General features: G+C 62.9%; 23 protein-coding genes and 1 pseudogene. 14 read left to right on the top strand and 10 right to left on the bottom strand.

Annotated features, from left to right (window positions below):
- The 5 genes from Q8N40_RS24880 to Q8N40_RS24860 form a co-directional block, all read left to right on the top strand.
- Positions 1-446 (top strand): amidohydrolase family protein (locus Q8N40_RS24880; RefSeq protein ID WP_305713689.1); only part of this gene is annotated, 446 nt, incomplete at its 5' end.
- A gap of 46 nt (positions 447-492) precedes the next feature.
- A complete protein-coding gene (locus Q8N40_RS24875) occupies positions 493-1,326 on the top strand; it encodes a hypothetical protein (protein ID WP_305713688.1) in 834 nt (277 codons plus the stop codon).
- A complete protein-coding gene (locus Q8N40_RS24870; protein WP_305713687.1) occupies positions 1,323-2,066 on the top strand; it encodes a haloacid dehalogenase type II in 744 nt (247 codons plus the stop codon). The genes Q8N40_RS24875 and Q8N40_RS24870 overlap by 4 nt, the downstream gene beginning before the upstream one ends.
- A 136-nt stretch (positions 2,067-2,202) precedes the next feature.
- Positions 2,203-2,697 carry a DUF302 domain-containing protein gene (locus Q8N40_RS24865; protein ID WP_305713686.1) on the top strand — a complete coding sequence of 165 codons (495 nt, stop codon included), beginning with the start codon at positions 2,203-2,205 and terminating at the stop codon, positions 2,695-2,697.
- Positions 2,698-2,889: 192 nt separating this feature from the next.
- Positions 2,890-3,357 carry a YbaK/EbsC family protein gene (locus Q8N40_RS24860; RefSeq protein WP_305713685.1) on the top strand — a complete coding sequence of 156 codons (468 nt, stop codon included), beginning with the start codon at positions 2,890-2,892 and terminating at the stop codon, positions 3,355-3,357.
- A gap of 13 nt (positions 3,358-3,370) precedes the next feature.
- Here the strand turns inward: Q8N40_RS24860 and Q8N40_RS24855 are convergent, their stop codons facing one another.
- Positions 3,371-4,360, bottom strand: coding sequence for a tripartite tricarboxylate transporter substrate binding protein (locus Q8N40_RS24855; protein WP_305322695.1), 990 nt, complete (start codon positions 4,358-4,360; stop codon positions 3,371-3,373).
- A gap of 114 nt (positions 4,361-4,474) precedes the next feature.
- A complete protein-coding gene (locus Q8N40_RS24850) occupies positions 4,475-5,383 on the bottom strand; it encodes a LysR family transcriptional regulator (RefSeq protein WP_305713684.1) in 909 nt (302 codons plus the stop codon).
- A gap of 154 nt (positions 5,384-5,537) precedes the next feature.
- Here Q8N40_RS24850 and Q8N40_RS24845 point away from each other — a divergent pair, with 154 nt between their 5' ends.
- The 4 genes and pseudogenes from Q8N40_RS24845 (at position 5,538) to Q8N40_RS24830 (ending at position 7,993) form a co-directional block, all read left to right on the top strand.
- A complete protein-coding gene (locus Q8N40_RS24845) occupies positions 5,538-6,236 on the top strand; it encodes a pirin family protein (protein ID WP_305322697.1) in 699 nt (232 codons plus the stop codon).
- A 151-nt stretch (positions 6,237-6,387) separates the two neighbouring features.
- Complete coding sequence (gene wrbA, locus Q8N40_RS24840; RefSeq protein ID WP_305322698.1) at positions 6,388-6,987, top strand: NAD(P)H:quinone oxidoreductase; 600 nt, start codon at positions 6,388-6,390, stop codon at positions 6,985-6,987.
- A gap of 347 nt (positions 6,988-7,334) precedes the next feature.
- A pseudogene (locus Q8N40_RS24835) lies at positions 7,335-7,532 on the top strand (UDP-glucose 4-epimerase GalE); the annotation flags it as partial.
- 167 nt (positions 7,533-7,699) lie between these two features.
- Positions 7,700-7,993, top strand: a complete 294-nt coding sequence (locus Q8N40_RS24830) for a hypothetical protein (RefSeq protein WP_305713683.1) — start codon at positions 7,700-7,702, stop codon at positions 7,991-7,993.
- Between the two features lie 7 nt (positions 7,994-8,000).
- Here Q8N40_RS24830 and Q8N40_RS24825 read toward each other — a convergent pair whose 3' ends face one another.
- Positions 8,001-12,134 (bottom strand): GAF domain-containing protein, encoded by a 4,134-nt coding sequence (locus Q8N40_RS24825; protein ID WP_305713682.1) that lies wholly within the window; start codon positions 12,132-12,134, stop codon positions 8,001-8,003.
- Between the two features lie 323 nt (positions 12,135-12,457).
- Between Q8N40_RS24825 and Q8N40_RS24820 the strand changes: the two genes are divergently transcribed.
- The 3 genes from Q8N40_RS24820 to Q8N40_RS24810 are packed head-to-tail and all read left to right on the top strand — an operon-like array spanning position 12,458 to position 15,742.
- The gene (locus tag Q8N40_RS24820; RefSeq protein WP_305713681.1) at positions 12,458-13,510 is read left to right on the top strand and encodes an Ldh family oxidoreductase; all 1,053 of its coding nucleotides are present in this window, start codon (positions 12,458-12,460) and stop codon (positions 13,508-13,510) included.
- 46 nt (positions 13,511-13,556) lie between these two features.
- On the top strand, positions 13,557-14,924 hold the full coding sequence (locus Q8N40_RS24815) for an LLM class flavin-dependent oxidoreductase (protein ID WP_305318038.1): 1,368 nt from the start codon (positions 13,557-13,559) through the stop codon (positions 14,922-14,924).
- A 20-nt stretch (positions 14,925-14,944) separates the two neighbouring features.
- Complete coding sequence (locus Q8N40_RS24810; protein WP_305713680.1) at positions 14,945-15,742, top strand: fumarylacetoacetate hydrolase family protein; 798 nt, start codon at positions 14,945-14,947, stop codon at positions 15,740-15,742.
- Between the two features lie 67 nt (positions 15,743-15,809).
- Here the strand turns inward: Q8N40_RS24810 and Q8N40_RS24805 are convergent, their stop codons facing one another.
- The 7 genes from Q8N40_RS24805 to Q8N40_RS24775 all read right to left on the bottom strand — a co-directional run bounded on the left by Q8N40_RS24805 (position 15,810) and on the right by Q8N40_RS24775 (position 21,170).
- Complete coding sequence (locus Q8N40_RS24805; RefSeq protein ID WP_305318036.1) at positions 15,810-16,670, bottom strand: D-amino-acid transaminase; 861 nt, start codon at positions 16,668-16,670, stop codon at positions 15,810-15,812.
- A 54-nt stretch (positions 16,671-16,724) separates the two neighbouring features.
- Positions 16,725-17,456, bottom strand: a complete 732-nt coding sequence (locus Q8N40_RS24800; RefSeq protein ID WP_305713679.1) for an amino acid ABC transporter ATP-binding protein — start codon at positions 17,454-17,456, stop codon at positions 16,725-16,727.
- Between the two features lie 9 nt (positions 17,457-17,465).
- Positions 17,466-18,158, bottom strand: a complete 693-nt coding sequence (locus Q8N40_RS24795) for an amino acid ABC transporter permease (RefSeq protein ID WP_305713678.1) — start codon at positions 18,156-18,158, stop codon at positions 17,466-17,468.
- Between the two features lie 6 nt (positions 18,159-18,164).
- The gene (locus Q8N40_RS24790) at positions 18,165-18,896 is read right to left on the bottom strand and encodes an amino acid ABC transporter permease (RefSeq protein ID WP_305713677.1); all 732 of its coding nucleotides are present in this window, start codon (positions 18,894-18,896) and stop codon (positions 18,165-18,167) included.
- Positions 18,897-18,964: 68 nt separating this feature from the next.
- Positions 18,965-19,879, bottom strand: a complete 915-nt coding sequence (locus Q8N40_RS24785) for an amino acid ABC transporter substrate-binding protein (protein ID WP_305713676.1) — start codon at positions 19,877-19,879, stop codon at positions 18,965-18,967.
- Positions 19,876-20,757 (bottom strand): alpha/beta fold hydrolase, encoded by an 882-nt coding sequence (locus Q8N40_RS24780; RefSeq protein WP_305713675.1) that lies wholly within the window; start codon positions 20,755-20,757, stop codon positions 19,876-19,878. Before Q8N40_RS24780 ends, Q8N40_RS24785 begins: the two co-directional genes overlap by 4 nt.
- Entirely contained in the window at positions 20,754-21,170 is a 417-nt protein-coding gene (locus Q8N40_RS24775) for a hypothetical protein (RefSeq protein ID WP_305713674.1), read from the bottom strand. Before Q8N40_RS24775 ends, Q8N40_RS24780 begins: the two co-directional genes overlap by 4 nt.
- Between Q8N40_RS24775 and Q8N40_RS24770 the strand changes: the two genes are divergently transcribed.
- Both Q8N40_RS24770 and Q8N40_RS24765 read left to right on the top strand, forming a co-directional pair.
- Positions 21,169-21,477, top strand: coding sequence for a hypothetical protein (locus Q8N40_RS24770; protein WP_305713673.1), 309 nt, complete (start codon positions 21,169-21,171; stop codon positions 21,475-21,477). The two genes, Q8N40_RS24775 and Q8N40_RS24770, sit on opposite strands and share 2 nt — an antisense overlap.
- 24 nt (positions 21,478-21,501) lie before the next feature.
- The coding region (locus tag Q8N40_RS24765; protein ID WP_371135807.1) for a tripartite tricarboxylate transporter substrate binding protein at positions 21,502-22,191 on the top strand (690 nt) is incomplete at its 3' end.

The raw sequence follows: 22,191 nt of genomic DNA, 5'->3' as shown, positions 1-22,191 counted from the left end.
ACCCGCTCTACGAAGCCATCCAGGAAACCGGCAAGCCCGCGCTCTTTCATACCGGACAGACCGGTGTCGGCTCGGGCATGCGCGCGGGCTTTCGCATCAAGCTCGAATATTCCAACCCGATGTATATGGACGACGTCGCGGCGGATTTCCCGGACCTGAGAATCATTCTCGCACACCCGTCATTCCCCTGGCAGGAAGAGGCGCTGTCGGTCGCAACCCACAAGCCGAACGTCTATATCGACCTCTCCGGCTGGTCGCCGAAATATTTCCCGCCGATCCTGGTGCGCTACATCAACTCGATCCTGCAGGACAAGATGCTGTTCGGCTCGGACTGGCCGGTGATCACGCCCGACCGCTGGATGGCGGATTTCGCCAGGCTCGATATCCGCGACGAGATCCGGCCGAAGGTGCTGAAGGCCAATGCGCGGAAGCTGCTGGGGATCTGACGCGATCTGGCTCCAGCAACGATCCACGCGCCACCTGGAGGTCACATTGATTCAGCAAGAGAGCGTGCCCTCTGTCCTCGAGACAGCAGCCACCGGCGAAATTGCCGACATCTACTCCGACATTCGCACGACCCTCAACACGAGTGTGGTCAACCTGATCTGGCGCAATCTCGCGACCATGCCGGGCGCCTTGCCGTGGGCGTGGTCGACGGTGCGACCGCTCTATCTGGGAGCGGCCGCCGCGCACGCCGAAGCGGCTCGCCGCACCCTGGCGCTGCCGGACGCACCTGCGTTTTCCACCGCCTTGCTGTCCGCGGCCGGAATTGAACCAGGTGCACTGACGAATATCCTGAAAGTGCTGGACAGCTATCACCACACCAATGCGCTGGCGCTGGTCGCACTCTCGGCATTGCTGGAACACTACGATCCAACGAGCGGCGAACCCGTTCAGCCCTGGGGAACTGCGCCCGGCGCGGCTCAAACCGAACTGCCTGCACTGCCGCCGATGGCGAATCTGTCAGCCGAAGTGCAACGGCTGATCGAGGAACTGAATGGATTCGGGGAGGACACGGATGCTTACCTCATTGCCAGCATGTACAGGCATCTGGCCTATTGGCCGCCATATCTGGCTCTCGTACGCACGATGCTTGCTCCGCTGCAGGCGGACGGCAGCCTGAACGCGCTGACGCGTTCCGCGCGCGCCCTCGGACGGGCGCATGGCCGCGTCCTTTCACGTCAGCTCGCCGCGGCCCGTTCGCCGGACTCGCTGCAGCAAGCGCTTGCCGCATGCCGCTTGTTTGTCGAACATCCTATCGCCCGGATGACCGGAATCTGCGCCATCATTCGTCGCGCCACACCCCCGCACCCCGGTGACGCATGACCATCAAGGCCATCGTATTCGACGCCTACGGTACGTTGTACGATATCCAGTCGGTGGCCGCCGTCACCGAAGCGGCGTATCCCGGCCATGGCGAGATGATCACCCAGATCTGGCGTATCAAGCAGCTCGAATACACCTGGCTGCGGTCGCTGATGCGGCGCTATGAGGACTTCTCGATCATCACAAGGGATTCGCTCGCCTACACCCTCCGGGTGCTCGGATTGCGATACGACGAGGGCGCCTTCGAGCGCATCATGGAAAAGTATCTGCACCTTGATATGTACCCGGACGCGAACGCGGCCCTCGCGGCCATGAAGGATCGCAAGCTCGCCATTCTTTCCAACGGCAGCACCGACATGCTCGCCGCGCTGGTCCGCAACAGCGGGCTCGACCACGTGCTCGATGCCACCATCAGCATCGACACCAGGCGAATTTTCAAGCCGAGCCCGGAAGCCTACAGCCTGATTGAAGACCGGCTCGGAATGAGGCCCGCCGAAGTGCTGTTCGTGTCCTCTAACCCCTGGGATGCCTGCGGCGCCAAGGCGTTCGGCCTCAACGTCGCCTGGATCGAACGGGTGACGCCGGAGGCCATGGCGCTGGCGTGTGTCAAGAACGATCTCGTGCCGCCGCTGACCATGTTCAAGGCGATCCGGACGCAAATGGATGAACTCGGACTGCAGCCGGACATCCGCATCAAGGCATTGTCCGAATTGCCCGGACTTCTGAAGTCGTTTACCTGAACACAGACGGGAGAGAGCCGCGGACATCACGAGGGCGTCATCAGCGCCGGCGAGTCATCAACCAATCGTCACAGCGGTATGGCGCCCAGACTGGTACCATGCACGCGGGGTCGCGCCGTTCGCGCTTCCGTTGCAGATGCGGAGGATTATCGACATGATCTTACGGACTGCGGCTATTGCAGGAATTCTGTTCGCGACGACGCTCTCGCAGGCATTCGCCGACAGCGGCCTGATTGCCAGGCCAAGCAAATACTCCGTTCTGGAAACCGCCGAGAAATTCGAAGCCGCCGTCAAGTCGAAGGCGCCAGGCGGATGGGTCGTCTTCAGCCGGATCGATCACGCCGCCGCGGCCAAAGAAGCCGGACTGGATATGCGGGCGCGAGTGGTGATCATCTTCGGCAACCCGAAGGGTGGCACGCCATTGATGGCCAAGAGCGCGATGCTGGCGATCGATCTCCCGATGAAAGCGCTGATCTGGCAGGACGAACAGGACAAGGTCTGGCTGACCTATAATGCAGGCGCGTACGCGGCGAAGCAGATTTATCCCCGTCATGGCCTGACGATGCCGGACGGCGCGGCAAACATGCTTGAAGCTTTCCTTGCCGATGCCAGCGATCGAAGCACGCAATAGCTGCCGGGCTTCGCGGCCTGTCGCGCAAGGCAGCGTTGTCCCCGGCGGCGTTCGGCCGGGACGAGAACTGTTCACGAACAGGCCAATCGAAGCATTCCGCCTTGCAAATCTCTTCACTTTTGCATGCTTTTGCGGAATGTACTGGCCGCGGACGAAGTCCGCGCCGCCTAACCCCGCAGAAGCAGCCGTTGCATGAGTCTCGAATCCGTCCGCGCGTTCTTCGCCGAAAATGCCCCCGATATCGCCGTGATCGAATCGCCTGACAGTTCGGCGACGGTGGCGCTGGCGGCCGAAGCCTATGGCGTCGAGCCGGGCCGAATCGCGAAAACGCTGTCCTTGCGGATCGGCGATCGCGTGGTGCTGATCGTCGCTGCCGGCACCGCGCGGATGGACAACAGGAAGGTAAAGGCGCATTTCGGGGGCAAGCCGAAGATGCTGGGCATCGAGGAAGTCGCCGACATCACTGGGCACGAAGTCGGCGGCGTCTGTCCGTTCGGTCTGAAGGCGCCGTTGCCGGTCTATTGCGACGTCTCGCTGCAGGCGTTCGACGAGGTGGTGCCGGCCGCGGGCTCGACCCACAGCGCGGTGCGCATCGCACCGATGCGGATGGCGGCGTTGACCGGCGCGCAATGGATCGATGTCTGTCAGGCGCCGGGTTGAGGCGCGGCCTCCCCTACTCCACCTTGCCGATCTTCTTCACCGCAGCGATCAGCCGCGCGGAATCCTCCGCGACGAATTTTGAAAATTCCGGCGCGTCGAGATAGGCGACCGGGCTGCCGGCGGTCTCGAAGGTTTTCGTCACCTCCGGCGCCTTCACGGCCTGCGCCATCGCTTCGCGCAGCCGCGTCAGCACCGGCGCCGGCAGCGCGCTTGGCGCGAACAGCCCGGCCCAGATGTAGAATTCGACGTCCTTGTAGCCGAGTTCGCGGAAGGTCGGCAGATCGGGGAAACTCGCGATCCGCTGCGCGCCCCAGTTCGCCAGCACGCGCATCTTGCCGTCGTCGACCTGCTGCTTCAGCGTACCCGGCGCCGACGCCATCGCCTGCACCGTGCCGCTGAGCAGCGCCGTCAGCGCCGGGGCGGCGCCGCGGAACGGCACGTGCAGCAGCTTGATGCCGGCGGAGGCCGCGAACATTTCCATCGCCACATGCAATGTGCCGTAGGGGCCCGAGGAGCCGTAAGGAATTGCGCCGGGGCGCTTTTTGGCGTCGTCGACGAAATCCTGCAGCGTCTTCCACGGCGCCGACGCCGGCACCGCGAGCAGCGTGGGATCGGCGAGCACGCGCGCGACCGGCGCGAATTGCGAGACTTCGTAGGCCACCGGCCGGTCGAACAGCCGGTCCGCCTCCGGCAGCACCGCCAGCGACGACAGCGTCATCAGCAGGGTGTAGCCGTCGGGCTCCGCCCGCGCCGCAGCCGCGTTGCCGACCGAACCGCCGCCACCGCCGGCACGATTGTCGACCAGCACGGGCCTGCCGAGAATCTTCTCCAGCGCCATGGCCACCGGGCGTGCGGCGAGATCGGCCTGGCCGCCGGCCGGGAAAGGCACAATCATGGTGATGTTGCGCGACGGCCACGGGGCTTGTGCGAAAGCGGTATTCGACAGCGCGGTTTGCGCCAGCGGCAGGATGGCGGCGGCTTTCAGGAACTCGCGACGGTTCATGACGGTTTCTCCCCGGTGATTTTGTTTTGGTTGGTTGGAGGCAGCGTAACCCGAAACCGCCGTCGTTGCGATAGTCGCGCTTCCTTCACGCTCCCCTGAAGCGTGAGAGTGAAGTCAGCGCTTCTTCCCCATCGCCAGGCGCTTCGCCAGAAATTCCGCCAGCACTTCGACGCGGGCGGGGCGCGGGCCGCCGGGGGGCGTTACCAGATGCACCGCGCCTTCGGGCTGCTTCCAGCCTTGCAGGATCACCTCGACCTCGCCTGACGCGATGGCGTCGCCGACGATGAAATCCGGCAGATCGGCAATGCCGAGCCCGGCGAGCAGCGCCGGCATCACCGCTTCGCCGTTGTTGACGCGCAGCTGTCCCGCCGGCCGTACGCTGGCCTGTTCACCCGATGCATTGGTGTAGTGCCAGACCCCGGGCGTCGAGAGATAGGCGTAGCCGAAGCATTTATGCCCGGCGAGATGCATCGGATGCGTCGGCCGTCCCCAGCGCTTGAGATAGGCCGGCGTCGCCACGGTGTAGCGCGGCATCGCGCATAGCCGGCGCGCGATCAGCGAGGAATCCGGCAGCCGCGCGATGCGCAGGCCGGCGTCAAAACCCTCGCCGATCAGATCGACGGTGGCGTCGCTGAGATGCAGGTCGATCGAGACCTCCGGATAGAGGCTCAGGAATTCCGGCAACAGGGGCGCCACGGTGCGCACGCCGAAGGTCATGGGCACCGCAAGCCGCACCAGCCCGCGCGGCGTCGCCGATTGCGCCAGCGCCTCGTTCTCCGCCGCCTCGCCATCCGACAACAGCCGCGCCGCGCGCTCGGCCAGTTTCTGTCCGGCATCGGTCAAGGCGAGCCGCCGCGAGGTGCGATTGAACAGCCGGGCGCCGAGCCGGACTTCCAGCCGGGTCACCGCCTTGGACACCGTCGCCTTGGACAGCGCCAGTTCGGTCGCGGCAGCCGCAAACGACCGTAATTCCACAACTTTTGCGAATATAGCGAAGCCTTCGAAGTCCGGCAGTTTCGCCATCGGCGTGGCCCTATTGGAGCTATTATAGAAACAATGTGTTTCGATAGTTTCTATTTATATCATACCAACGGAGGCATATCCACATTGCCAACGGAAATCAGACGGCGGTTCTGTCCCCGGCGATTTCCCAAGTTCAAACCAAAGGGAATATCCCATGATCGAACTCAGACCTTTCGAAAAACTCGGCGGCGCGGATCACGGCTGGCTGAAAGCCAAGCATCACTTCTCGTTCGGCAGCCATTATGACCCCAACAATATGGGCCATGGCTCCTTGCGGGTGTGGAACGACGACGAGATCGCACCGAACAGCGGCTTTCCCGCGCATCCCCACGCCAATATGGAGATCATCACCTATGTTCGCGAAGGCGCGATCACGCATCAGGACAGCCTCGGCAACGAGGGCCGCACTGAAGCGGGCGACGTGCAGGTGATGAGTGCCGGAAGCGGCGTGCGTCACTCCGAGTACAATCTGGAACCGACCCGGACGAAGATCTTCCAGATCTGGATCGAGCCGACCACGCAGGGCGGCGCACCGACCTGGGGCGCCAAGCCGTTTCCGAAGTCGGATCGATCCGGAAAGTTCGTCACCATCGCCAGCGGCTTTGCGGCCGACAACGACGCGCTGCCGATCCGTGCCGATGCGCGGGTGCTCGCCACCACGCTGAAGGCCGGCGAGAGCGCGGAGTATACGTCCGACAAGGCCCGCAACCTCTATCTGGTGCCGGCGGTAGGCAGCGTCGAAGTCAACGGCGTGTTCGTCAACGCCCGCGACGGCGCCGCGATCTCAAACGAAGCGCGGCTGACCATCACCGCGCTGGAAGATTCGGAGCTGGTGCTGGTCGACGCGGCGTAAGTCTCACCTACGAAACTCGTCATGCGCGGGCTTGACCCGCGCATCCATCCTCTTCGGAAAAACTCTTGCGAAGGTTGATGGATTGCCGGGTCAAGCCCGGCAATGACGGGATCTTTTTGCTTCTCACAAACTCAACTCTACGGATTCCACCATGACCAAGGTTCTTGTTCTCTATCATTCCACCTACGGCCACATCGAGACCATGGCCAACGCCATCGCCGACGGTGCGCGCGAGGCCGGCGCCACGGTCGACATCAAGCGGGTGCCGGAACTGGTGCCCGAGGCCATCGCGAAGGCCTCGCATTACAAGCTCGATCAGGCAGCCCCCGTGGCAACAATCGAAGACCTCGCGCATTACGACGCCATCATCGTCGGCACCGGTACCCGCTTTGGCCGGATGGCGTCGCAGATGGCGAACTTCCTCGATCAGGCCGGCGGGTTGTGGGCGAAGGGCGCGTTGCACGGCAAGGTCGGCGGCGCCTTCACCTCGACCGCGACCCAGCATGGCGGCCAGGAGACCACGCTGTTCTCGGTGATCACCAACCTCTTGCATTTCGGCATGACCATCGTCGGCCTCAATTACGGTTTTGCCGGCCAGATGAAGCTCGACGAGGTCACCGGCGGTTCGCCCTACGGCGCCACCACCATTACCGGCGGCGACGGCAGCCGCCAGCCCAGCGAAAACGAACTGGCGGGCGCGCGCTATCAAGGACGCGTGATCGCCGAGACCGCGAAAAAGCTGCATGGTTGATGCGCGGGCGGTATTCCCTTTCGGGAATACCGCCCTATCTCGATCATGGGGATCGACGGATATCGCCATGATCGAAATTCTTTTCATCTATCATTTGTTTCGCGATCCGCTGCAGGCGTTGGCGCGCCGCTGGTATTGTCGCACTCCGTTCTGCACGTCGCAGGGACGGCGGCAATGTCGGGGTTGCACCGATTCGTGAAGCGACATGACGATTCGTGATGCCTGATATCGTCGCGACATCGGCGCAACGCAGATGCAAGGTCACGGCCAATACGGCGCCGTAGGACCACGACGCGCTGGCATGTGCGCCGGGCCAGTGCGGCGTGGTGGGTCCAGCTTCTTCCCTGGAAACCGGCCGCGCCGTGCCGCATCTGGTGAAGCCGCGGCGCGCAGGCGATCCGACCTATCTGGTCGCCGACCCCACCGCGGCGCGCGAGACATTGAAATTCCGCACCGCGCATTCGGATCTCGCAACCATCATCCGGACCGCATGGGCGTGGCACCGCAAGGCTCATCCGCACAAGGCGGTTCGATCCTGCGCGTGAGCCTCGCGGGCGGCCTGGCCGAGCGGCTGCCGGGATTGCTGGCGATCACCAACGCAAACGGCTGATGCCTCACCTCCGAAGCAACTTTTTACCAGGTCGCGCGTTTCCACTGCCAACTGAACAGATCCAGAGCGGACGCGCCTGTTGAAGGCGAGAAGAGGGGCACCGTGCATCGGGCCGCAAATCTGCAATTCGAACGCATCGTGGATGAATTCGTGCGGTGGAGCGAGGTACCCGAGGAGGCACGATCGCCGGCGCCGGGGTGGTGGTGGGGACCGGCATTCGAGGTGGTCGGCCTGCAGAACCCGATGCCGGCGGCATCGTGCGCCAGTCTTGGGCTGACGGAGGGCGCCAGCTATGCCGACGGAGCGAGGGTGTTCCTGAAATCCCTCGCCGGGCAAACCTCGCTGCCGTGGCCCGATGAGTTTCCGCGCAGGCCGGCACACCCCGAACCGCTCTAACGTTCGGTCAACGCGACACGCGCGCCGGGATGCTGCTCGGCTTTGGCCGCCGGCCCGGTTTCTCCGTGCCGTCGCAGACCACCGGCTGCAGCGGCGGCGACGTCAGCACGGGCGTTGAACGCAGCAGCCTGGCCAACCCGGCGGGCGGCAGCGGTTTGCTGAACAAATAGCCCTGCATTTCATCGCAACCGTGACTGCGCAGGAACGCCTGCTGTTCGACGGTCTCCACGCCCTCGGCAACCACCGTCATCCCCAGCGCCTTGCCCATGCTGATGATCGCCTGGGCGATGGCGCAATCCTCGGAATCGCTGGGCAGATCGCGAACAAAGGAGCGGTCTATCTTGATGGTGTCGATCGGAAACTGCTTCATCAGCGACATCGACGAATAACCGGTCCCGAAATCGTCGATCGCCAGCCGAATGCCGCGATTCTGGATCGCGTCCAGCACCTTGACCGCCCGCGGCACGTTCCGCATCACCATGCTTTCGGTAACTTCGAGTTGCAGCAGCACGGGAGGCATGCCGCTCGACGCCAGCGCCTCATCGATGTCGTGCAACAGTTGCTGGTCGACGAATTGCCGCGGCGAGAGGTTGACCGCCATCGACACCGGCCGCAATCCGCGGCGCTGCCAGGCCATGTTCTGCGCGCAGGCTTCCCGAAGCACCCAGCGGCCGATCGGAACGATCAGTCCGGTTTCCTCGGCAAGCGGAATGAACTGCATCGGCGACAGCACGCCGAGTTCGGGATGGGTCCAGCGCAGCAGGGCCTCGACGCCGGTGATCTGTCCGCTCGCCATGTCCACCTTCGGCTGGTAGTGCAACGCGAACTGATCGCGTTCGAGGGCGCGGCGCAACGCGGTTTCCAGCGTCAGGCGCTCGATCGACTGGGTCTTGATCTCCCTGGTGAAGAAGCGGAAGCCGTTCTTGCCATCTTCCTTGGCGAGGTACATCGCCATGTCGGCGTTCTTGGTCAGCGTCTGCACGTCGCCGCCGTCCGAAGGGTACATGGCGATGCCGATACTGGCCGTGGTGTGGCACTCGTGGCCGCTCAACTGCAGGGGTTCGCTGAGCACGCTCAGCAGGTTGCCGGCGATGCGTTCGACGTCATCGCATTCGGAGGTCTGCTCCAGAATAACAACGAATTCATCGCCGCCGAGCCGCGCCACGACGTCACTGGCACGCAGGACGCCGCGCAGCCTGCCGGCGATCTCCACCAGCAACATGTCGCCGGCGTCGTGACCCAGCGAATCGTTGATCAGTTTGAACCTGTCGAGATCGATGAACAGCACCGCAAAGCGCCACTGGCAACGGCGCGCGGCCTCGATCGCGTGGCGAAGCAGCTCGTTGAACATCTCTCGATTGGGCAGCCTCGTCAGGCTGTCGTGCGATGCGAGATATTCGATCCGTTCGTCAGCCCGGGTTTTCTCGTCGGCACGGTCGAAGTTATCGATGGCAAAGGAAACATTCTCGGCCAGTCTCGCGAGCAGCTCCACCAGATCATCGGTGAACACGTCTTCCTCGCCGGCGAGAAACAGCAGCACGCCGGCGGCGGCGCCGTCTTTTTTCAGCAGCGGAAATCCGGCGCCGGACCGCGTTCCGCCACCCTTCGCGAGGCTGTGCCAATGGGCGGTTCGCTCATTGGTCAGAAAATCATTCATGATGCAGGGCGCTTTTGTCCGGAACGCCGTTCCGATCAATCCTCGGCCTTCCGGATGGCCGGCGGAAGCGGCGAAGCGGGTGCTCCTGACACGTTCGTGGTTTTGTCCCTTTGAAGCGGCAATCCGCAGGAACTCGTCGCCCGGCTCGGCCAGCACGATCGTCGTCGAGGTGAATTTGCCGCCCAGCACGGCAGCCGCGCAGACCAGCTCGAACATTTCTTCGCGGGTCTTGGCCCGCATGATCGCTTCGTTCGTCTCGCTCAGCGCGGCGAACATCCGCGTCAGCCGTTCCTTTTGCTGCTCGGCTTTCGCCTTCTCTTCCGCCCGATCGAAATTGTCGAGTGCAAAGGAAACGTTTTCGGCCAGCCTCGCCAGCAGTTCCACCAGATCTGGGGTGAACGCGCCCAGGTCCCGCGAGATGAACAGCAATACGCCGATCGCCCGGTCACCCTTCTGCAGCAGGGGAAAGCTCGCCCCTGACTGAGTCCCGTCTTCCCTTGCATGTGAATGAAAGTGCGCCGTCCGCTGATCGGCGAGAAAATCGTTGATGATGCAGGGTTGCCGGGTACGGAACGACGTTCCGGTCAACCCCCGACCTTCGGGAAGATCAGCCGATATGGCGAAATTTCTGTTTCGCATACGCTCATTGTCCACCCCTTTGGTCGCGGCAATTCTCAGGAATTGGTTGCCGGGAACCGCAAGCGCAATTGTCGCGGAGGTAAACATTCCGCCGAGAACCGCGGCATTGCACACCAGATCGAACAGCTCGGCGCGCGTCCTGACCCTCATGATGGCTTCATTGGTGGCGCTGAGCGCCACGAACATGCCAGTCAGGCGGTCCTTTTGCTTCTCGGCCCGCGCCTTCTCGTCGGCATGATCGAAGCTGACCAGCGCGAACGCGACGTTCTCGGCAAGCCGCTGCAGCAGGCCGACGAATTCGGGCGAGAACGTCTCGAGCTCCATGGAGTTGAATATCAGCACGCCCGCGACGCGGTCGCCATCGAGCAACGGCAGCGTCGCCGACGACCGCATGCCGCTGCGACGCGCCTTGTCGTGCCACAATGCCGTTCGTTCGTCGGCCTGAAAGTCGTTGCTGAAACAGGGTTGCCGGGTCCGAATTGCGGTTCCGGCCAGGCCGCGTCCCTGCGGCAGCTTGTCGGTAGCCGCGATTTGCAGGTCCATCATCTCGCTTGCATCCGGTCCCTTGGCGGCGACGATGCGAAGGAATTCGGAATCGGGTTCGGCAAGCGCAATCGCGGTGGAACTGAATCTTGCGCCACGCACCGCCGCATCGCAGACCAGATCGAACAACTCGGCGCGCGATTTCGCCCGCATGATCGCTTCGTTGGTCGCGCTGAGCGCCGCGAGCATCCGCGCCAGGCGCTCCTTTTGCGCCTCGGTCCTCGCCTTTTCGGATGCGCGATCGAGATTGTCGAGAGCGACCGAAACGTTCTCCGCAATGCGCGCCATCAGCGCGACGATTTCCTCGTCCGCCGCCCATGATTTGCTGATGAAGAAAAGCAACACACCGATGCTGTTGCCGGCTTTGATCAGCGGAAGCGCAATGCCCGCCATGACCCCGACTTCGCGTCCCAATTCGTGCCACGGCTTCGCCTGCGCCGAGTTGAGAACGTCAGGATTGATGCAGGCTTTCTGCGTTCGAAAGGCGTTGCCGCAGATGCCCTTCCCATAAGCATTATCCGGATCGATCGAAAAGCGGGTTCGCGTGATCTGGTCGACAACCTCGCCGGTTCCCGCCACCGGTTTGAGCCAGATCGAATCAGGCTCCGCCAGCAGCACCGCCGCGGCAGTAGACTTTCCACCGTAAACCGCGGCATCGCACACCATCCGATAGAGTTCCTGCTCGCTCGTGGCGCGAAGAATGGCTTCGTTGGTCGCGCTGATGGCGCCGAACATCCGGTTGAGCCGGCGCATGGCGCGCTCGCTGTCCTTGCGCGAAACCTCATGATCGAAATTGTCCAGCGCATAGGAGATGTTGGCCGACATCCGCTCGAGCAGCGAGACGATCGAAGCGTTGAGCGATCCCGCTTCGCGCAGGGTGACGAGCAGCACGCCGACGCTGCGGCCGTTGCAGTTCAGGGGCAACGCCGCCGCCGCTCCGATACGCGCCTCGGTCGCCCTTTCACGCCACGCCAGCGAACGCACGTCGTTCAGGTAATCATTGCTGATGCATATCTTTCGGTCGCGAAAGGCTTGTCCGCTTACCCCCAGGCCCTCAGGGGTTTCAGCCGCGATCGAGATTTCGATCTCGCACAGCCGCTTGACGTCGTCACCGAAGCCGGCGGCGAACCGCAGCAGATCGGTCCCCGGCTCCAGCAAGAAGACCGCCGTCGCCAGAAAATCTCCACTGGAAAACGCGGCTTCGCAGACCTGCCGGTAGAGTTCCTCGGGCGATTTCGCATACAGAATCGCTTCGTTGGTCGCACTCAGCGCCGCAAACGTACGCGCGATACTCGTCTCCAAGTTCCACTCCCCGGGGGTACAATTCCTGCCTCCCAAAGAGTTATGCGGTGCGACCGCTAAGTGGCCGTTATGGAACGCAATCAGTTCCGATTCAGGGTAAACGTGGAATCAACAAGCACGGGGACATCCGAGGAAGTACGCGCTTACATTGCACTGCACCCAAGAAACCTGACCCAAGAATCCCGGCAAGAAATTTCGCTGACCGGAATTGCTCTTAGGTGGAATTTGCTCCGGGGCATTGCCATCACGCGATCGCTTTGAAACCATGCGGCTAGCGAGAACAAGCAAGACCCGCTTCCACGCGGGCTCCAGAAGAGGCCCCCATGCCGACCGTCCAGGCTGACCGTCTCACGCGCATCGGCGCCGCGTTGCTCAAGGCCGCCGGCGCGTCGGACGAGGAAGCGAACGCGGTGGCGGTCGGCTGCGTCAACGCCAACCTCGCCGGCCACGACTCGCACGGGATCATCGCGATCCCGACCTATATCGACCGCATCAAGGCCGGGCATATCGTGCCCGGCGCCAAATTGACCATCGTGCAGGAATCGCCGACCACGACCGTGATCGACGGAAATTGGGGTTTCGGATTTCACATCAACGCCAAAGCGATGGCCATGACCATCGAAAAGGCGAAGACCGCCAATGTCGCGGCCTGCACCGTATTCCGCCAGAGCCATGTCGGCCGGCTCGCCGCCTATCCCTTGATGGCGATGCGCGAAGGCATGATTGGTATCGCCACCGCCGATTCCGGCCGTTCGCCGAAAATCGTGGCGCCGTTCGGCGGCCGCGAGGCCCGCCTCGGCACCAATCCGATCTCGATCGCGGTGCCCTCGGACCTCAAGGCGCCGTTCTATCTCGATATGGCGACCTCGGCGGTCGCGGCCGGCAAGATTGCGCTGGCGGTTTCCCGCGGCGAAGACATCCCGACCGGCTGGATCGTCGACAGCGAGGGCCGCCATACCACCGATCCCACGCAATATCGCAAGGGCGGCGCCCTGCTGCCGCTCGGCGGCAGCGAGGGTTACAAGGGCTCCGGCCTTGCCGCGATGATCGAGGTGCTGTGCGGCCTGCTCACCGGCCTCGGTTTCGGGGTCGAGCCGACGGGGCGGCATAATGACGGATGCTTCATGGCGGTGTTCAAGGTCGCCGCGTTCCGCCCGTTGCAGGATTTCAAGAAGGAGGTCGGCGAGTTCGCGCGCTATCTCAAGGCGACGCCGCCTTCCGAAGGTTCCACCGGCGTATTCTACCCGGGCGAGGTCGAGTATATCCGGGAGCAGCAGCGCAAGGCGGCGGGAATCGAAATCGAGGACGCCACCTGGGACAAATTGCGCGCACTGGCGGGCGACTACAAACTGGCCGCCGAGCTCGATCTGGCATGACGTTGAATTCGGCCCGCACTTGTAGATCAAGTCCTTGGAGAGCAGCATGACACGGCAAATGGTGATGGTCGGATTCCTGCAGGCACAGAACTGCACCAACCTGCCGAGTTCGTGGCGCCATCCGGAATCGCGCGACGATTCGATGTCAGCGGACTATTATCAGGAGATCGGCCGGATTCTGGAATCCGGCAAGTTCCATATGGCGTTTTTCGACGACCGGCTGGCGATGCCGGACCGCTACGGCAGCGATCACGCCCACACTGTCGAATACGGCATCCGCTGCGTGAAGATGGATCCGCTGGTCGTGCTGACCTGCATGGGCATGGCCACCGAAAGGCTCGGCCTCGGCGCGACCGCTTCGACCACCTATTTCGAGCCGTTCGATGTCGCGCGGCGTTTTGCGACCCTGGACCTGATGTCGGGCGGCCGCGCGGCCTGGAATGTGGTGACCTCGCTGAACGACGGCGAGGCGCACAACATGGGCAAGGACGCCCATCTCGAACACGATTACCGCTACGACCGCGCGGACGAATTCATGGAAGTGGTGCTCGGTCACTGGGACGCCTGGGAAGACGGCTCTGTTATCATCGACAAGAAGAGCGGCCGTTTTGCCGACCCGACCAAGGTCAAGCGGCTCGATCACAAGGGAGAATTCTTCAAGTCGCGCGGGCCGTTCACGGTGCCACGCTCGCAACAGGGACATCCGGTGGTCATTCAGGCCGGTGCCTCCGGACGCGGCCAGCGCTTTGCCGGCCGATGGGGCGAGGTGATCTTTACCGCCGCGCGCAATGTCGCCGCGGCCAAAGAAGGCTACGCCGCCGTCAAGAACGAGGCCGCCAAGGCGGGGCGCGATCCCGACCAGATGTTCCTTTGCAATCTCACCACGCCGGTCTGCGCCGCCACCAGGGCCGAGGCCGAAGACAAGATGGCCGTGATCAACAAGCTGCCGTTGCAGATCGATGCGCTGTCGTTGCTGGCGGAGGCGCTGAACTACGACTTCGCTTCGAAAGGTCTGGACGAGCCGCTGACATCGGACGAACTCAAGAGCATGCAGGGCATTCTGGGCATCCGCGACGGCGTGCTGAAGGCCTCCGGCAAGAGCAATCCAAGCGCGCGCGACTTCGTCACCTTCTCCGGGCGCGGCCAGGTACACGATGCCATCGTTGGCGGGCCGAAGGAGATCGCCGACAAACTGGAAGAAATGTTCGTCGAGCGGGGCTGCGACGGATTTGTCATTGCGGCGACCATCGTGCCGGGCTCCTACGCCGATTTTGTCAATCATATCGTTCCGGAATTGCAGCGCCGCGGCTTGTTCCACAAGGATTATGCCGGCAAGACGCTGCGCGAGAATCTGGGCCTCAAGCACCCGGCCGCCGGCGCATGGAAAACCCAGCCGCGTGCCGCGGCAGAGTAAAGCAAGAAGGGAATCAAGCGATGCGCTGGCTGAAATTCACCGCCGCAGGGAAAACATCCTGGGGCCTGGTCGAGGGCGACACGGTCCTGACTGTTTCCGGCGATCCCTTCGGCGAATGGCAGAAGACCGCGCAATCGCACGCGCTGAAGGACGTCAAGATCGAACTGCCGCTGATGCCGCGCACCTTCTATTGCGTCGGGCTGAATTACCTCAAGCATCTCAAGGAAGCCGCCGACAAGACCGGCACGGTTCCGAACGTGCCTGATCGGCCCGAGATCGGCTATCGCGCGCAGAACGCGTTGATCGCCCATGACGAGGACGTGGTGATCCCGGCAACCGCCACCGAGAAAATCCACTACGAGGGCGAGCTGGTCGTGGTGATCGGCAAGAAGGCAAAGCACCTCTCCGAAGCCGACGCGATGTCCTGCGTGTTCGGCTACACCATCGGCAACGACGTCAGCGAGCGGAGCTGGCAAAAGGCCGATCGCGGGCTGTGGCGCGCCAAGAATGCCGACACCTTCAAGCCGATGGGTCCGTGGATCGAAACCGATGTCGACCTCGACAAGATGGAAACCAGCATCAAGGTCAACGGCAAGGAAACCGGCCGCTTCCGGACCAACGACATGATCTTCGGCGTCGTGCCGTTCATCGTCGAACTGACGAAGTATTTCACGCTGTGGCCGGGCGACGTGATCTGGATGGGCACCGACGGCGCGTCACCCGACATCAAGGCCGGCGATTTGGTCGAGATCGAGCTCACCGGGATCGGCACCTTGCGTAACCGGTTCGTCAAGGAACCGGCGCTGGCGAAGTCGTAAGGCTCGGACCGACAGACCATCGCGCCCGATCGGGACGCCAACCGCCCCTGGTCCCGGAATCCGGTCCTCACACCGCGGTAGCCCTGGCGAAATCGACATAGATCTCGCGCAATCGGCTGGTCATCGGCCCAGGTTTGCCGTTGGCGACGGTCTTGCCGTCGATCGTCACCACCGCCTGCACGAAGACGGTGGCGCTGGTGATGAAGGCCTCCTTGGCGGCAAGGGCTTCCTCGATCGTGAACGGCCGCTCCTCGACGCGCAGCTGGCGCTCTTCGGCCAGTGCGACCACCGCCTTGCGGGTACAGCCCGGCAAGATCGCGCTGCCATTCTGCCGCGTCACGATCACGTCATCCTGGGTCAGGATGAAGCAGGACGACGAGCCGCCTTCCGTGACCTTGCCGTCCTCGATCATCCACGCCTCGCCGGCGCCGGCTTCCGCCGCGGCCTGCTTCGCCAGCACCTGCGCCAGCAGGGCTACGCTCTTGATATCGCGCCGAACCCAGCGCAGGTCGGGCACGGTGATCACGCCGATGCCGGTTTTGGCCGATTCCGCATTCACGATGTCCTTGACCGAGGTGAACATGACGAGCGTCGGCTTGACGTCGCCCTTGGGAAACGCGAAATCGCGTCCCGTATCGGCGCCACGCGTCACCTCCAGATAGACCATGCCGTTGACGAGAGAATTGCGCACGACCAGTTCCCGCTGGATTTCCTGGATGCGACCGATGGTTTCCGGCAGTGCCAGCGCGATCTCGCCGACCGAACGCTCCAGCCGGGCCAGATGCGAGGCGTTGTCGATCAGCTTGCCGTCGAGCACGGCGGCGACTTCGTAGATGCCGTCGGCGAACAGAAAGCCGCGGTCCAGTATCGAGACCTTGGCTTCTGACATCGGCACAAACGAACCGTTGACGTAAGCGATCTGTTCCAAGCGAATTCTCCTGAAGGCTGCGAAGCGCCAGCCCCGCATACTATATGCGAACCGTTAATGCGACAGAATCTTCGAGAGGAATTTCTGCGCCCGGTCGCTGCGGGGGCTGCCGAAGAAATCTTCCTTCTTGGCGTCCTCGACGATTTCGCCCCGGTCCATGAAGATGACGCGGTGCGCGACCTTGCGGGCAAAGCCCATTTCATGGCTGACCACCATCATGGTCATGCCCTCGCGGGCGAGATCGACCATGACGTCGAGCACTTCCGAGATCATTTCGGGATCGAGCGCCGAGGTCGGTTCGTCGAACAGCATGGCGATCGGGTCCATCGCCAGCGCGCGGGCGATGGCGACGCGTTGCTGCTGGCCGCCGGACAATTCGGCGGGATATTTCTGCGCATGGTCCTTCAAGCCGACCCGCTCGAGCAGCATCTCGGCCTTCGCCACCGCCTCGTCACGCGACCGCCCCAGCACCTTTTCCTGCGCCAGGCACAAATTCTCGATGATCTTCAGATGCGGGAACAGTTCGAAATGCTGGAACACCATGCCGACGCGGGCGCGCAGCTTCGGCAGGTCGGTCCCGGGATCGTTGACCTTGATGCCGTCGAGGATGATTTCCCCGCCCTGGAACGGCTCCAGCGCGTTGACGCATTTGATCAGCGTCGACTTTCCCGAACCGGAGGGACCGCACACCACCACCACCTCGCCCTTAGCGACGCTGGTGGTGCAATCCTTCAGCGCCTGGAAGGTCGGTCCGTACCATTTGTCGACGTGTCTGATCTCGATCATGGCGTTTCCCTAACGGACGATACTGATACGCGCCTGCAGTCGCCGGACAGCGAATGAGGCAGCGCAGGAAACCGTGAAATAGACCACCGCCGCGAACAGGTACATCTCGACCAGCCGGCCGTCGCGCTGCGCGACCTTGCTCGCCGCTCCGAGGAAATCCGGCATCGACAGCACATAGACCAGCGAGGTGTCCTGGAACAGCACGATGGTCTGGGTCAGCAGCACCGGCAGCATGTTGCGGAAGGCCTGCGGCAGCACGACGTAGCGCATGGTCTGGGCGTAGGTCAGGCCGAGGGCGTTGGCCGCGGCGGGCTGGCCCTTGGAGATCGACTGGATGCCGGCGCGCATGATCTCGGAAAAATACGCCGCCTCGAACATGATGAAGGTGACGAGCGCGGAAGTGAAGGCGCCGACGCTGATCGGGCGCGAGGCGCCGGTCACCCATTGCCCGACATAGGGCACCAGGAAATAGAACCAGAAGATCACCAGCACCAGCGGCAGCGACCGCATGAAGTCGACATAGAGCCCGGCGATGCGGCCGAGCAGCTTGAAACCGGACAGCCGCATCAGCGCGATCAGCGTGCCGAAGATGATGCCGCCGAGCGCGGAAAGCGCGGTCAGCGTCAGCGTGAACGTCATGCCGTCGAGGAAGAGATAGCCGAGCGACCGGCGGATGACGTCGAAATCGAAATTGGCGAACATGATGCGCTATTTCCCCGTGATGTAGCCGGGGATCGCCAGGCTGCGTTCGAGGAAGCGCATGCCGGTGACGACGATGATGTTGATCAGCAGATACATCACGGTCGCGGCGGTGAAGGCTTCGAACACCTGGAACGAGAATTCCTGCATCGACCGCGCCTGGCCGGTCAACTCGATCAGGCCAATGGTGATCGCGACCGCGGTGTTCTTGATGGTATTGAGGAATTCCGAGGTCAGCGGCGGCATGATGATGCGAAACGCAATCGGCAGCAGCACATAGCGATAGCTCTGCAGGGTGGTCAGCCCGAGCGCGGTCGCGGCCTGCTTTTGCCCACGCGGCAGCGAGGCGATGCCTGCCGCCAGTTGCACGGCGACCCGCGCCGACATGAACAGCCCGATCCCGATCGCCGCCGTATAGAACGGCGCATGGGGCATCTGCTTCAGCCACAGCCCCCAGCTCCGCGGCAGCAATTCCGGCAGCACGAAGAACCAGAGAAACAGCTGCACCAGCAGCGGCATGTTGCGGAAAAACTCGACGTAGGCGAAGCCGATCCAGTAGGCGGTCTTCGACGGCAATGTTCGCAGCACGCCGATCACGGAGCCGAACACCAGCGCGATGATCCAGGCGAACACTCCGGTCTGAATGGTCAGCCACAGTCCCCGGAGCAGCATATCGAAATAGGTGCCGGTCCCACCCGGGGCCGGCTCGAAGAAGATGCTCCAGTTCCAGTTATAATTCACGGGGTTTTCCGTTCGCTACAGGAGACGAACCCATGCAATGACCGGGCCATTGCATGGGTCCGCACGTCTCACATCGCGTAGGCGTCGGGATCGGGCGAGTCAGAGGGCTTGGCAAAGGACTTCTTCTGCTCCGCACCCATCGGGACGTTCAAATTCAACCCCTTCGGCGGAATTTTCGCCATGAACCATTTCTCGTAGATCTTGACGCCCTCCGGGCTCTGATAGAGCGCGGCGGTCGCGGCGTCGGCCACCTTCTTGAAGGCCGGATCGTCCTTGCGAAGCATGATGCCGTAGGGCTCGGGCTTGGAGAATGCGTCCTTGGAGATGACGTAGTCGTCAGGCGCTTTCGAGCCGGCGACGAGGCTCGCAAGCAGGATGTCGTCCATCACGAAGGCGACCGCGCGGTCGGTCTCGACCATCAGGAAGGCTTCGGCATGATCCTTGGCCGGGATAATGTTGACGCCGAGATTGCGCGCGGCATTGGCGTCGGTGAGCTGCTTGATGTTGGTAGTGCCCGACGTGGAGACCACAGGCTTGCCCTTGAGATCGTCGATCGAGTTGATCTTGCTGGATTTCTTGGAGACGAAGCGGCTCGCGGTCAGGAAGTGGGTGTTGGTGTAGGAAATCTGCTTCTGGCGATCGGTATTGTTGGTGGTCGAGCCGCATTCGAGATCGATGGTGCCGTTGGCGAGTAGCGGAATCCGGGTAGATGACGTCACCGGCGTCAGCTTGACCTCGAGCTTGTCGAGCTTGAGCTCCTTCTTCACGGCATCGACGATCTTGTTGCAGATGTCCATGGCGTAGCCGATCGGCTTCTGGCTGTCGTCGAGGTAAGATAATGGGATCGTCGAGTCGCTGTGGCCGAGGGTGATGGTCCCGGTGTCCTTGATTTTTTTCAGCGTCCCGGTGAGTTCCTGCGCCATCGCCGGTCCCGCACATAACGCGGCGGCGAGCGTGTAGCCGATCATGGCATTGCGTTTCATACGTGTGCTCCTTGCTTGGTTGATATCATCGACTGCTCGAGGATTTCGCTCAGGACCGGCGCAATATAGCGACGAAATTGCCCGGGGTTCTCGCTCATCGGAAAATGACCGAGTTGTTCCATGATGGTGACGTTGGCGCCGTCGATCGAGGCTGCGGTTCGCCTGGTGTCTTCGGGGCTGCAGGAGAAATCATATTCGCCGGTCAGCAAATAGAGCGGGCACAGGCCGGTGTCGATCTTTCCCATCCGGCCGCGCAGATCGCCGTCGACCCGATAGAAATAGAGATCGCCCTTGAATACGCCCGGCCCGCCCTGCATGTAGGCCCACAGGGTTTCGCGGCGCGAGACATCGGGGCTTTGCGGCGCGATCAGGCCGGACACCAGCGCGGCGCAGACCTCGCCGCCGTGAACGTCCGGACGATGCAGCCAGGAGGTATCGTACCACGGCGCCTGGAAATCGGCGGCTTCCAGACCGATCAGGGCGCGAAACTCGCGCGCGTGGTCGATCGCCAGATTGAGCACGATGCGGCCGCCGATCGAGCAGCCCATGACGACGGGCTTCTCCAGTCCCAGCGCACGGCAGAAGGCACGGATCGTCGCGGTGTAGCGGGCGGTCGTCAGCCGGTATTCCTCGCCGGTCCAGCTGGCAGGCGGATTGGATTTGCCGTGCCAGGGCATATCGAATGCAATGATGCGGAATTGCTTCGAAAACTCCTCGTCAGCGAGCAGATGCCGCCACTGCCGCCCATCGGAGCCAGCCGTGTGCAGGCACACCAGCGGAATGCCGGCGCCGCTTTCCTCGAAGTAGATGCGATGCATCTCGCCGTCGATTGCGACATGGACGTAGCGGCCGACGATTGGCTCGATATGGCCGGTCATGCCGGCACCGCCGAACCATGCCGCCTTGGCAGCGCCAGCACATCCTTGAAGTACTGCAGATGCGTCATGAACGGATACAGGTCGCCTTCGAGGCAGGCTTCTTCACGCTTGGTCAAGGCGAGCAGGTCGTGCCAGCCCGGCCGGGGCGCGGGTTCCCAATAGGCCGACCAGGCCGCCGACGTCGCGCGATAGGAGAAACGCCACGACCGCATCAGGACCGGCGCCGGCGTCAGGTCGACGATCCTGCCACCGCGGATCGAAGCATGAAACGGGTGATCGTGCGGTCCCAACAGGCACTCACAGTCGAGCGCACGGCCGCGCGCAACCAAAGCAGGCGTCTGCTCGAGCAGCCCTGGAATTCCGGCAAACGCCTTGATCACGGCGGCGTCGCAGGCATCAGGAGATGGCGTCATGCGCTTCAAGCAGGCGTTTTCCTGCAATGCCGACATTGGCGATATGAACGGAACAGGCGCTTCCGGTCGCCATATCTATGACCCGAACGTCAGGCCATCGCAATGGGCCGTTTGGAGCGCCCCCGCGATGCGCCGGATCGCACCGGCAGGCGCGATATTTCCATGGCGCGGGAGGCATGCGGCAGGCTTATTGTCGCACATGCCGATTCCGGACGAAATGCAGCCGGACCAGCGATTTACCTGCTTTTCTTCCCACTTGTTTTCGGGGAAGATTGGATCCACCAGAACAATAGCGGCCCCGTCGTGAGCGGGACCGCCAGGGAGAAGCTGAATGTTCCAACTTAGTCGTATGATGATCGCTTTCGCCGCCATCGGCGTATTGTTCTCGGCCGGCGCCGGTGCGCAGGAATATCCCACCAAGCCGATCACCCTGATCGTGCCCTGGCCCGCGGGCGGCTCGACCGACATCTCGATGCGGGCGATCGCCGACAGCGCATCCAAGATTCTCGGCCAGCCGGTCACGATCGACAACAAGGCCGGCGGTGGCGGCACGGTCGGCCCCGCCACCATGGCGGCCGTCGCCAAACCAGACGGCTACACCATCGCCCAGATTCCGATCACAGTGTTTCGCCTGCCGCTGATGCAGGAAACCCCGTGGGATCCCGCCAAGGATTTCAGCTACATCGTTCATCTCACCGGCTACACGTTCGGCGTCACCACCAGCGCCGAGTCGCAGTTCAAGACCTGGAAGGATGTGGTTGATTTTGCGAAGGCCAATCCCGGCAAGGTGACCTACGCAACGCCGGGAGCCGGAACTTCCTTGCATATCGGCATGGAACAGATCTCCGCCCTGGCCGGCGTCAAGCTGACGCAGGTGCCGTTCAAGGGCGGCGCCGAAACCAATGCCGCCGTGCTTGGCCAGCACACCATGTTGCAGGCCGATTCCACCGGCTGGCGTCCGCTGGTCGACGCCGGCAAGCTTCGGCTGCTGATGGTGTGGACCTCGGCGCGGTCGCCGAAT

This window comes from Bradyrhizobium sp. (assembly GCF_030693485.1).
Lineage (GTDB): Bacteria > Pseudomonadota > Alphaproteobacteria > Rhizobiales > Xanthobacteraceae > Bradyrhizobium.
The sequence above is the reverse complement of the archived record's forward strand: the minus strand, read 5'-3'. Positions and strand labels throughout refer to the sequence as shown.